This is a genomic window from Sphingomonas sp. BK580, assembly GCF_014194975.1.
Lineage (GTDB): Bacteria > Pseudomonadota > Alphaproteobacteria > Sphingomonadales > Sphingomonadaceae > Sphingomonas.
Genome location: NZ_JACIAY010000020.1, coordinates 1 through 11,915, shown reverse-complemented (window position 1 = coordinate 11,915; position 11,915 = coordinate 1). Strand labels below are relative to the sequence as shown.

The following is an 11,915-nucleotide window of genomic DNA, read 5'->3' as shown; positions in this document are numbered from 1 at the left end:
TGGGGCGCTTCGGCAAACGCACCGCCAGTGGAGACGCCCCACCCCAACCCCTCCCCTGAAGGGGAGGGGCTTCTCGGATCAAGCTGGTGTCGTACCGACGTTACCCGCACCGTGCGGCACGCCGATGACAGCACGGCTCAGCCCGCCGCGACGCCCCCGCCGAGCGCACGGATCAGGTCGGTCGCGGTCTGGAGCTGCTGGCTGCGCACCGTCAGCAGCGCGCGCTCGGCGTCGAGCGCGGCGGTCTGCGCGGTGACCACCTCGAGATAGTCCGCCGCCCCGTCGCGGTAGCGGATCAGCGCCAGCTCGCGCGTGTGCTCGGCCGCCTCGGCCGCGGTGCGCTGGTCGCGTTCCTGCGCGGCGAGCAGCCGCTGGCTGGCGAGCGCGTCCTCCACCTCGCGGAAGGCGGTGAGCACGGTCTGGCGGTACGACGCCGCCGCCTCGTCATATTCGCCGCGCGCGCGCTGCACGCCGGCGCGGCGGCGCCCGCCGTCGAAGATCGCCAGCGCGGCGGAGAGCGGGCCGAGCGCCCAGAAGCCGTTGGAGGCGCTCAGCAGCGAGCCGCGCGCCGCCTCGAACCCGCCCGCGGCGCCGAGCGTGACGCTGGGGAACAGCGCCGCGCGCGCCACGCCGATCCGCGCGTTGGCGGCGGCGACGCGCCGCTCCGCCGCGGCGATGTCGGGGCGGCGCTCGAGCAAGGTCGAGGGCAGGCCGGCGGGGATCGCCGGCGGCGCGAGCTGGCGGTCCTCGACCGCGAGCGTGAAGCCAGAGGGCGCCTCGCCGAGCAGCACCGCGATGGCGTGCTCGTCGCGCTGACGCGCCACGCCGACCGCGGACAGCTCGGCGCGCGCGCTGGAGAGCAGGGTCTGCGCGCGGCTGACGTCGATCCCCGAGGCGATGCCGCCGCCGTGGCGCGTGTCGGTGAGCTGATACGCGCGCGCGTTCGCCTCGACCGTCTGGCGCAGCAGCACGATGCGCGCGTCGAGCCCGCGCATGTCGAAATAGATGCTGGCGAGCTGCGCCTGCAGCCCGAGCGTCACCGCGGCGACGTCGGCCGCGCTGGCGGCGGCATCGGCGCGGCTGGCACGCACCGAGTCGCGCACGCGACCGAACAGGTCGAGCTCATAGGCGAGCGAGGCGCCGACCGTGCCCACGGTGTAGGGCGCGGCGCTGCCGAGCGCGAGCGGGCGGCCGGCGGAGACGCGGTCGCGGCTGACGTCGGCGGAGACGCCGACCTCCGGGAAGAGATCGGACCGTGCCTGGCGCGCGACCGCGCGCGCCTGGTCGTAGCGCGCCACCGCGGCGGCGAGATCCTGATTGCCGGCGACGACTCGCTCCTCGAGTCCGGTGAGCACCGGATCGGCGAAGGCCTCCCACCACTTGCCCGGGGATGCGACGTCGGTGCCGGCCGCCTGCCAGCCCTCCGCCTCCTTGTAGGCCGCGGGCGCGGGGATGGCAGGCCGGACGTAATCGGGCGCGACGGAGCAGGCCGCGGTGGCGAGCAGCGCGGCGAGCGTGGCGAGGCGGGTGAAGGTAAGCGCGTGACGGGCGCGTGTCCCACTCCCGTCATCCCGGACCTGTTCCGGGACCCACCTGTCGGCGCGCTCCACGATCGTTGAAAAAGCGGGACCGTGAGCTCCGGAACAGGTCCGGGGTGACGAGAAGGCGTAGGGTGTCGGCGCGCTTTCAAAGCCACGCGACGACGAGCGCAACGCCTGATCGCCCTGGGTTCCTGCGTGCGCAGGAACACGGCCGAGCGTCACCGCCCCACCCCGTGCTCCTGCGAACGCAGGAGCCCAGGGCCGCGAGCGCAGCGCCCACCCCCTCACCGCGCGCCCGCCTTCTGCACCTGCACCGCGTCGCCGTCGGCGAGCGAGTCGGGCGGGTTGTCGATCACGCGGTCGCGCGGGGTGACGCCCGAGCTCACCTCGACCGTGTTGCCATGGTCCTGCCCGATCCGGATCGTGCGCAGGTGCGCCTTGCCGTCCGCGCCGACCAGCGCGACCTGGGTGCCGCTCTCGCCGACGATCAGCGCGCTCGCGGGCAGCGCCACCGCGCCGCTCGCGCCCGCCACCGGGAAGCTCGCCTGCGCATAGGCGCCGGGCTTGAGCGCGCGGTCCGGGTTGGGCGCCTCGACCTGCACCAGCACCGTGCCCGACGATTGCTCCACCGCCCCGGCAGTGCGGGTCAGCGTCGCGTCGAAGCTGCGACCGGGATATTCGGGCAGCGTCAGCGTGACGTGCATGCCCGGGTGGATCTGCGCCGAGTAGTTCTGCGGCACGCGGATATAGGCGCGCATCCGCCGCACGTCGGAGACGGTGAACAGCGGCGTCGACGCCGCCGTCCCCGCGGTCACCAGCGCGCCGATGTCGGTGGAGCGGCTGGTGACGATGCCGGCGAACGGCGCGATCAGCCGGGTGAAGCCCTGGGTGTAGGTCAGCCGCGAGACGTTGGCGCGCGCCGCGTTGGTCACCGCGGTCTTGGCGGCGAGGTCGCCGACCTTCTCGTCGGTCTCCTGCTTCGACACCGCGTCCTTGGCGAGCATGTTGCGCCAGCGCGTCGCGGTCGAGGCGGCGAGCTGCTGGTTGGCGCGCGCGGTCTCCAGGTCGGCGCGCGCGGCGGCGAGCTGCTGGTCGATCTCGGGCGCGTCGAGCACCGCCAGCGTCTGCCCGGCGCGGACGGGATCGCCGATGTCGACGTACCATCTCCGCACGTAGCCGCTGGTGCGCGCGAAGATCGGCGCGCTGTTGATCGCCTGGAGGTTGGCGGGGAGCGTGAGCGCGCCCGTCGCCGCGGCGGGCTTGGCCTGGATCACCGCGACGGTCGGGGTCGACTGCGCCGCGGTCCAGTCGGCCAGCCTGCTGTCGGTGCGCGAGCGCGCCGCGATCCCCGCGCCGACGACGCCGACCGCGATCACCGCCGCGGCGATCCCGGCGGTGCGCAGCGAGCGCGACGGCGGCGCAGACGGCGCGACGGGGGACGTCTCGAACGACGCCTCAGACATGGGCTTGCTCCAGATGATGGGCCTCGCGCGTCGGCGCGGTCGCGGCGCGGCGGCGGTGGACGAGGCTGAAGATGACGGGGACGAACATCAGCGTGGCGAAGGTGGCGACCAGCAGCCCGCCGATGACCGCGCGGCCGAGCGGCGCGTTCTGCTCGCCCCCCTCGCCCAGGCCCAGCGCCATCGGCAGCATGCCGATGATCATCGCCAGCGCGGTCATCAGCACCGGGCGGAAGCGGGTCATCCCCGCCTCCAGCGCGGCGGCGGTGGCGTCGCCCAGCTCGGCGAGCCGCTCGCGCGCGAAGCTCACCACCAGGATCGCGTTGGCGGTGGCCACGCCCATGCACATGATCGCGCCGGTGAGCGCGGGCACCGACAGCGTCGTGCCGGTGGTGAACAGCATCCAGATGATCCCCGCCAGTGCACCGGGCAGGGCGGTGATGATCACGAACGGGTCCAGCCAGCTCTGGAAGTTGACCACGATCAGCAGGTAGATCAGCACGATCGCGCCGAGTAGCCCGTAGCCGAGCCCCGAGAAGGCGCTGTTCATCGTGGCGTACTGCCCGCGCAGCGTGACCGTCGCGCCCTTGGGCGCCTCGGCCTTCAGATCGTCGAGCACCGTGCGAATGTCGCCCGCTACCGCGCCCAGGTCGCGCCCCGCCGGGGTGGCGAAGATGTCGACCACCGGCGCGATATTATAGTGCGACACCACCGCGGGCGCGTTGCTGCGCACGATCGTGCCGAGCCCGCCCAGCACCTGCGAGCGCCCGCTGGTGCCGGTCACCGGGATGCTTGACAGGTCGCTCATCGAGCCGACGCGATACTCGGGCGCCTGCGCCACGACCGGGTAGGACACGCCGTTGTCGGGGTTGAGGAAGAACACCGGTGCGGTCTGCGCGGTGCCCGCCAGCGAGCTCGCCAGGCTGGTCGTCACGTCGCGCTCGGTCAGCCCGTACTGCCCCATGCGGCTGCGGTCGACCGCGACGTCGAGCTGCGGGTAGCGCGCCGACTGCTGGATGCGGGCGTCGGCCAGGCCGGGGATCCTGGCAATGCGGCGCATGATCTTCTGCGCGTAGGCCGCGTTGGCGGCGGCATCCTTGCCCGCGATCTGAATATCGATCGGCGCGGGCGCGCCGAAGTTGAGGATCTGGCTGGTGATGTCCGCGGGCAGGAAGGAGAAGGTGGCACCGGGGAAGTCGCGCGGCAGCTGCTCGCGCAGGCGGCGGACATAATCGTCGGTCGGCGCGTGATCGTGCGACAGCTGGATCAGCACGTCGCCGTCCTGCGGGCCGACCGTCCCCGAATTGTTGTAGGTCGTGTTGATCGAGCTGACCGGCAGGCCGATGTTGTCGACCACCGACACCAGCTCGTCCGCCGGGATGATCTGGCGGATGCGGCGCTGGATGCGGTCGAACTCGGCCGACGTCTCCTCGATCCGGCTGCCCACCGGCGCGCGCACGTGCATCGCGATCTGCCCGGCGTCGACCGAGGGGAAGAAGTTCTGCCCGAGGAACGGCACCAGCCCGAACGACAGCAGCACCACCGCTAGGAAGCCGATCACGAACCCCTTGGGCGCGGCGAGCACGCGCTCGAGCATCCCGCCGTACCCCGTGCGGATCCGCTCGAACCGCGCCTCGAAGCCGCGCTGGAAGCGCACCAGCGGGTTGCGCGACGCGGGCGCGCCGGCGCTGTGCTGGTCGTGGTCGTCGCCCGCGCCGTGCGGGCGCAGCAGGTACATCGCCATCGTCGGCACCAGCGTGCGCGACAGGATGAACGAGGCGATCATCGCGAACACCACCGCCAGCGCCAGCGGCACGAACAGGAAGCCCGCGACACCCGGCAGGAAGAACATCGGCACGAAGACGATGCAGATGCACAGCAGCGAGACGAAGGCGGGCGTGACGATCTGCGCCGCGCCGTCGAGGATCGCGCGGTGGACCGGCTTGCCCTGTTCGAGGTGCCAGTTGATGTTCTCGATTGTCACCGTCGCGTCGTCGACCAGGATGCCGACCGCGAGGCTGAGGCCGCCCAGCGTCATCGTGTTGAGCGTGTTGCCCGTCACCGCCAGGCCGATGATCGCGGACAGGATCGCCAGCGGGATCGAGATCGCGATGATCACGGTCGAGCGCCACGAGCCGAGAAACAGCAGGATCATCAGGCTGGTCAGCGCCGCCGCGATCGCACCCTCCTTCACCACGCCCTCCACCGCAGCGCGGACGAACAGCGACTGGTCGCCGATCGGCACGATCTTGAGCGTGCTCGGCAACGTCTCCTGGATCTTGGGCAAAGCGTCCTTGATCCCCTGCACGATCGCCAGCGTCGAGGTCGCGCCGTTCTTGAGCACGGTCATGATCACCGAGCGCGCGCCGTCGACGTGGACGACGTTGGTCTGCGGCGCCGAGCCGTCGCGCACGTGGGCGACGTCGCGCATGTAGATGGTGGCGCCGCCGACAACCTTGACCGGGATGCTGTTGAGCTCCTCGATCGATCCCGGCGCGTTGTTGAGGCGGACGCTGTACTGGAAGCCGCCGATCTTGGCGAAGCCCGCCGGGTTGATCTGGTTCTGCGCCGCGATCGCGTTGCCGACGTCCTGCGCCGACAGCCCCTTGGACTGAAGCGCGTCGGGGTCGAGGTCGATCTGGATCTGGCGCTGCCGCCCGCCCGAGGGATAGGGGATCGCCGCGCCCGGCACGGTGACCAGCCCGGGGCGCACCTGGTTGCTGGCGAGATCGAACATCTGCCCCTCGGACAGCCCCTTGCCCGACAGCGCGAGCTGGACGATCGGCACCGTCGAGGCGCTATAGTTGAGCACCAGCGGCGGGGTGATGCCCGGCGGCAGCTGCTTGAGCACGGTCTGCGACACCGAGGTGACCTGCGCGGTGGCGGTGCGGATGTCGGCGCCGGGCTGGAAGTAGATCTTTACCACGCCGATCCCGGGCAGCGACTGGCTCTCGATATGGTCGATGTCGTTGACCGTGGTGGTCAGCACGCGCTCGAACGGGGTGATGATCCGCCCCGACATCTCGTCGGGCGAGAGGCCGGCATATTGCCACGCGGTGGCGATCACCGGCACCTTGATGTCGGGGAAGATGTCGACCGGGGTGCGGATCGCCGCGAGCACGCCGACGATGGCGATGAGGATCGCCATGACGATGAACGTCAGCGGGCGCGCCAGCGCGATGCGTACGATGCCGATCATGGGCACAGCTTCCCGTAGGTGACGCCCGCCCCCGTGAGCGGCGTCGCGCGCCAGCCTAGCGCGTGCGGCGTCGGACGACCAGGAAAGGACGGCGGCGCAATGACATGCCGCGGTGCAGCGGATGAGCGCTGGTTAACGGTTTGTCTAATATTGTTTCCGCCGCGATCGATACGTAGAGCCTATCGATCATGGAGCTTCGGCATCTGCGCTACTTCGTCCAAGTCGCCGAGGACCTGCATTTCGCGCGCGCGGCGGCGCGGCTCGGCATCTCGCAGCCGCCGCTCAGCCAGCAGATCCGCCAGCTGGAGGACGAACTGGGCGTCCGGCTGCTCGATCGCACCAGCCGCCGGGTCACGCTCACTTATGCCGGGACCATGTTCCTCGAGGCGGCACGACGCACGCTGGCCGAGGCGGACGCCGCCGCGACGGTGGCGCGCCGCGCCGCACGCGGCGAACTGGGCGAGCTGCGGGTGGGCTTCAACGCCTCGGCACCGTTCATCCCGCAGGTCGCCGCCGCGATCAACAGCTACCGGCTGCGCTACCCCGACGTGCAGCTCGCGCTGTCCGAAGTTGCCGGGCCAGCGCAGGTCGGGGCGATCCTGGCCGACGCGCTCGACGTCGGCTTCCTCCGCAGCGCCGCCCCGCCCGCGCTGCCGCCCGAGCTGACCGCCACCCGAATCCTGCGCGAGCGCCTGGTCGTGGCGACCCGTCCCGACCATCCGCTCGCCGGTCGCACCGGGCTGCGCCTGGCCGACGCGGCGGCGCACCCGCTGGTGGTCTATGCCAGCGATCGCAGCGGCGGCTTCACCGAGGAACTCTTCGCGCTGATGCGCGCGACCGGGGCCGAGCCGCGCGTCGCCCAGACGGTCCGCGAGGTGTCGACGCTGCTCGGGCTGGTGGCCGCCGGAGTCGGCATCACCGTGGTGGCGGAGTCGCTGTGCGCGCTCCAATCCGCCGGGCTGGTCTATACCGCGCTCGGGGACGACAGTGCGGTGAGCGCGATGTGGCTCGTCCATGCCGCCGCGAGCCCACCCGTCGCCGCCAACTTCGTGGCGATCGTGACCGAGGGAGCCGGTTGAGCGTCTTACGGGCTCCACACCTTGATGCCGCCAAGCCGGCCCCTGCTCCTGCGCAGGCGGAAGCCCAGGGTTGCGGGCGATGCCGCTGCTTGCCCCGAGCCTCCCGCGTGCGCAGGAGCACGCCCCGCTGCGAGCGAGATAGGTCCGACCTCAGTACATATGCTGCCCGCCGTTGATGCTCAGCGTCGAGCCGGTGACGAACCCGGCCTCCTCCGAGCACAGGAAGGCGACGCCGCGCGCGATCTCCTGCGCCTGGCCGAGCCGACCGACCGGGATCTTGGCGACGATCTTCTCCAGCACCTCGCCCGGCACCGCGGCGACCATGTCGGTATCGATATAGCCCGGCGCGATCGCGTTGACGGTGACGCCGACGCGCGCCCCCTCCTGCGACAGCGCCTTGGTGAAGCCGTGGATGCCGCTCTTCGCCGCGGCGTAGTTCACCTGCCCGTACTGCCCGGCCTGGCCGTTGATCGAGCCGATGTTGACGATCCGGCCCCATTTGCGCTCGCGCATGCCGGGGAACACCGCCTTCGCCATGTTGAAACAGCCGCCCAGGTTGGTGTCCATGACCTCCTTCCACATCTGGTAGGTCATCTTCAGGATCGTGCCGTCGCGCGTGATCCCGGCGTTGTTGACGAGCACGTCGACCGCGCCGAGCTCGGCGGCGACCTGGGCGCAGCCGTCCTGGCAGGCGTCATGGTCGGCCACGTCCCACTTGTACGCGGCGATGCCGGTGCGCGCGGTGAAGTCGCGCGCGCGCTCGTCGTTGCCGGCGTAATTGGCGGCGACGGTCATGCCGAGGTCGCGTAGCGCCACGCTGATCGCCTCGCCGATGCCCCGCGTACCACCGGTGACGATCGCGACCCTTGCCATGCCTGCCTCTCCCTTAACCTTGGTGAGAGGCTAGCCGCGGGCCACCCAGCCTTCAAGCTCGCGCGACAGGATCGTGCGCAGCATGGCGACGCCCTGGGCTGAGTCGTTGAGACAGGGCAGATAGGCGAAGTGCGTGCCCCCGGCGGCGAGGAAACTCTCGCGCCCGCGGATCGCCAGCTCCTCGAGCGTCTCGAGGCAGTCGGCGGAGAAGCCCGGCGCCACCACCGCGACCTTGCGCACCCCCTGCCCCGGCATCGCCTCCAGCGTGGTGTCGGTCGCGGGGCCGAGCCACTTGGCGCTGCCGAAGCGCGACTGGAACGCCACCGTGAGCGGCCGGCCGGCGAGCCGCTCGCGCAGCGCCGCGCCGAGCAGCCGCGCGGTCTTCTGGCAGTGGCAGTGATAGGGGTCGCCGCGCTCCAGCGTCCGCTGCGGCATGCCGTGGAAGCTGGCGATCAGCGCGTCGGGGGCGAAGTCGAGCGCGTCCAGCCCCTCGCCGACGCGCGCGGCCAGCGCCGCGATATAAGCGGGATCGTCGTGATAGGGCGGCAGCGTGCGGATCGCGGGCTGCCAGCGCCACTGCGCCAGCGCGGCGAACGCCTTGTCGTTGGCGGTGGCGGTCGTCGCCGCGCAATATTGCGGGTAGAGCGGCGCCAGCAGGATGCGCTCGCACCCCGCCGCCTTCATCGCCGCCAGCCGGTCGGCGATGGAGGGGTTGCCGTAGCGCATCGCCCAGTCGACCAGCACGCCCTCGCCGAACGCCCCCACGAGCGCCTCGGCCTGCGCGCGCGTCACCGCGGCGAGCGGCGAACCCGCCTCGCTCCACACCTGCTGGTAGGCATGCGCCGACTTCTTCGGGCGCGTCGTCAGCACGATGCCGCGCAGGATCGGCTGCCACGCGATCCGAGGCAGCTCGACCACGCGCCGGTCGGACAGGAACTCGGCGAGGTAGCGGCGCACCGCGCGCGTGTCGGCGGAATCGGGCGTACCGAGATTGATCAGCAGCACGCCGACGCGCGGCGCCGGGATCCTCGGATGGTCGGCGGGCAGCATCTACGAACTCCTGAGCGGCAGCGCGCGCCGCCGCGCGCCCGTGGCGGCGAACAGCGCGTTGGCGATGGCGGGGGCGACCGCGGGCACGCCGAGGTCGCTGATCCCACCGCAATCCGCGCCGCTGGCGATCAGTTCCACACTGATCTCGGGCGCGGTGGCGAGCGTCGGCAGCTCGAGCGCGCCGAGGTGGCGGACGGTGGCGAGGTCGTCCTGATACCCCGCCGCGGCGCCGGTCGCGGCGGCGACGCCGAACACCAGCCCGCCCTCGATCTGTTGGCGCACCACGTCGGGGTTGATCGCGCGCCCGCCATCCACCGCGGCCACCAGCCGGCTCACGCGCGCCGCACCGCCCTCCCCCGCCTCGGCCTCGGCGAGCACCGCGATCGCGCTGCCCGCCAGGCGGTGACAGGCGATCCCCTGCGCGCTGCCCGGCACGCCGCCCGACCAGCCGCCGAGCTCGGCCGCGGTGGTGAGGCAGCGTGCCAGCCGCGCGTCGCCGCCGAGCAGCCCGACGCGATAGGACATCGGCTCGCTCCCCGCGGCGCGCGCCAGCTCGTCGATGAAGCACTCGGTGAAGAAGGCGGTGTAGCCGTCGGCGCCGCCGCGCAGGTGGCCGGTCGGCAGGTCGAGCGCGACCGGGTGGTGGTCGACCGCGAGTGCCGGCAGCCGATAGGGCGGCACCGCGCCCGACGTGGCGTAGCGGTCCGCGCCCGCGGGCAGCGCGGCGGCGACGCGGCGCAGCGGGTCGCCCGCGAGCAGCCGCTCGCCCAGCGCGCGCCCGGTCGGCGGCGCGGCGATGGCGGCGTGCCACGCCAGGATCGTGCCGCGCGGGCCCAGCCGCGCGCGCATCCGCGCCTTGGCGGGCGCGCGGACACGGTCCTGCAGCAGCGCCTCGCCGCGCGACCAGCAGAGCTGCACCGGGCGCCGCAGCGCGCGCGCGAGCACCGCCGCCTGCGCCGCGACGTCATGCTCGAGCGCCGCGCCGAACGAGCCGCCGACCTGGAGCGCGTGGACGATCACGTCGCGCTCGGACAGCTGGACCGCGCGTGCCGCGGCGGCGCGCGCCAGCGTCGGCGCCTGGGTGGCGAGCCACAGCTCCAGCCGCCCGTCGCGCCAGTGCGCCGTCGCCGCGGGTGTCTCCAGCGCGGCGTGGAGCGCGGGGCGGACGCTATACTCGGCCGCGATCACGCCCGCGCCGCGCAGCGCCGCGGCGGCGTCACCGGCGCGCGCGACCGGCTCGCCGGCGCGATCGAGCGCGGCGTCGAGCGCGCGCTCGATCGCCGCATCGTCGACCATCGTGCCGCTGCGCGCGAAGCGGGGAGCCAGCGCGATGACGCCCTGGTTGGCCGACCACCAGTCGTTCGCCACCGCGGCGACCCAGTGGTCGGTCGTCACCACCGAGAGCAGGCCGCGCACGCGCTCGGCCGCGGCCCTGTCGCAGGAGAGCAGCCGCGCGCCGGGCTGCGGCCCCTGCCGGACGCTGGCGAAGACCATGTCGGGCAGGCGCACGTCGGCGACGAAATTGGCCGAGCCGTCGACCTTGGCGGGCGAGTCGAGCCGCGGCAGCGACTCGCCGCTCAACCGCCCCTCGTCGCCGAGCCGCAGCGGCAGCTCGTCGGGGACCCGCCCGGCTGCGGCCGCCTCGGCCAGCTCGGCGAAGCGGAGGCGACGCTCGCCGAGCGTGACGAAGCCGGCGCGCGTGTCGCACTGCTGCCAGTCGGCGTCCCAGCGCTCGGCCGCGGCCTGGCACAGCAGCACGCGGGCGGCCGCGCCCGCCTCGCGCAGCGGCTGCTCGAACCGCCGCACCGAGCTGGAGCCGGCGGTGACCAGCAGCGAGTCGCGCGTCCACAGCTCGTCGCGCACCCGCTCGGGCACGTGCGCCGCGGCGTCGGCGAACAGCGCGGCGGCGCCGATCGGGTTGGCATAGGGAGGCGCGAGCGGCGCGGCCTCGACGCCGACGGTGCGCCAGTCGGCGCCGAGCTCGTCGGCGACGATCTGGGCGAGCGTGGTGTAGACGCCCTGGCCGTGCTCGCACTGCGGGACCGCGACGATCACCTGGCCGTCGCGCGCGATCTTGAGGAAGGGGCCGAACGCCGCCTCGCCCGGCGCGGTCGGCAGCGCGGCGCCGTACTGCCGCGGCCACACCGCCCAGGCGACCACCAGCCCGACGCCGGCACCCCCGGAGATCAGCAGCTTGCGTCGGGTCAGCGCGGCCATGCGGCGGGAGTTAGCGGGGTGGCGCACGGCGGGGAAGCGCCAAAGCTCGCTCAGGGTGATCGGGCGAGAGGTGTTGCTTACACGTTGCGGTGCCGCGCCCCGCTGCTCCGCTACTTCGCGACTTCGCGCGGCCAAGTTCCTTCACGCGGAGGCGCGGAGGCGCAGAGAGGGAGCGCGGTGAGCGCATCTGTCCCGAGCGCGGTCCCGCAAGACGGCTGGGCGCCCTCCTCTCCCGGCGTCATCCTGAGCTCGTCTCAGGATCCACTGTCCCGCAGGCGCCGCGGGCATCGGGTACGCGGCACGGTGGGTCCTGAGACAAGCTCAGGATGACGCTAGCGGTGGGCGTGGTACCAGCCGGGACGCAGGGCAAAGGCGCCGAGCGCCGCCGGCGCAGCGACCCGCCCCCGGGTCAGTGGTTGTCCCGCGGCAGGCCCATGGTCTGCGCGATGCGCTGGTACTTCTCCGCGCCCTCCAGGATCGCGCCGGTGTTCATCTG

General features: G+C 72.9%; 7 protein-coding genes. 1 reads left to right on the top strand and 6 read right to left on the bottom strand.

Annotation, left to right across the window (positions count from 1 at the left end; genetic code table 11):
• Window positions 1–137: 137 nt before the first annotated feature.
• The 3 genes from FHY05_RS21795 to FHY05_RS21785 form a co-directional block, all read right to left on the bottom strand.
• Window positions 138–1,505 carry an efflux transporter outer membrane subunit gene (locus FHY05_RS21795; RefSeq protein ID WP_221191368.1) on the bottom strand — a complete coding sequence of 456 codons (1,368 nt, stop codon included), beginning with the start codon at window positions 1,503–1,505 and terminating at the stop codon, window positions 138–140.
• 320 nt (window positions 1,506–1,825) lie between these two features.
• Window positions 1,826–3,004 carry an efflux RND transporter periplasmic adaptor subunit gene (locus tag FHY05_RS21790; protein ID WP_183946571.1) on the bottom strand — a complete coding sequence of 393 codons (1,179 nt, stop codon included), beginning with the start codon at window positions 3,002–3,004 and terminating at the stop codon, window positions 1,826–1,828.
• On the bottom strand, window positions 2,997–6,200 hold the full coding sequence (locus tag FHY05_RS21785; protein WP_183946569.1) for an efflux RND transporter permease subunit: 3,204 nt from the start codon (window positions 6,198–6,200) through the stop codon (window positions 2,997–2,999). Before FHY05_RS21785 ends, FHY05_RS21790 begins: the two co-directional genes overlap by 8 nt.
• A gap of 188 nt (window positions 6,201–6,388) precedes the next feature.
• Here FHY05_RS21785 and FHY05_RS21780 point away from each other — a divergent pair, with 188 nt between their 5' ends.
• On the top strand, window positions 6,389–7,279 hold the full coding sequence (locus FHY05_RS21780; RefSeq protein WP_183946567.1) for a LysR substrate-binding domain-containing protein: 891 nt from the start codon (window positions 6,389–6,391) through the stop codon (window positions 7,277–7,279).
• Between the two features lie 150 nt (window positions 7,280–7,429).
• Here the strand turns inward: FHY05_RS21780 and phbB are convergent, their stop codons facing one another.
• Genes phbB through FHY05_RS21765 form a run of 3 tightly spaced genes read right to left on the bottom strand, consistent with a single transcriptional unit; the run spans window position 7,430 to window position 11,419 of the window.
• Complete coding sequence (phbB, locus tag FHY05_RS21775) at window positions 7,430–8,152, bottom strand: acetoacetyl-CoA reductase (RefSeq protein WP_183946565.1); 723 nt, start codon at window positions 8,150–8,152, stop codon at window positions 7,430–7,432.
• Between the two features lie 30 nt (window positions 8,153–8,182).
• Window positions 8,183–9,202, bottom strand: coding sequence for a ferrochelatase (gene hemH, locus FHY05_RS21770; protein WP_183946563.1), 1,020 nt, complete (start codon window positions 9,200–9,202; stop codon window positions 8,183–8,185).
• A complete protein-coding gene (locus FHY05_RS21765; RefSeq protein ID WP_183946561.1) occupies window positions 9,203–11,419 on the bottom strand; it encodes a molybdopterin cofactor-binding domain-containing protein in 2,217 nt (738 codons plus the stop codon).
• Between the last annotated feature and the right edge of the window lie 496 nt (window positions 11,420–11,915).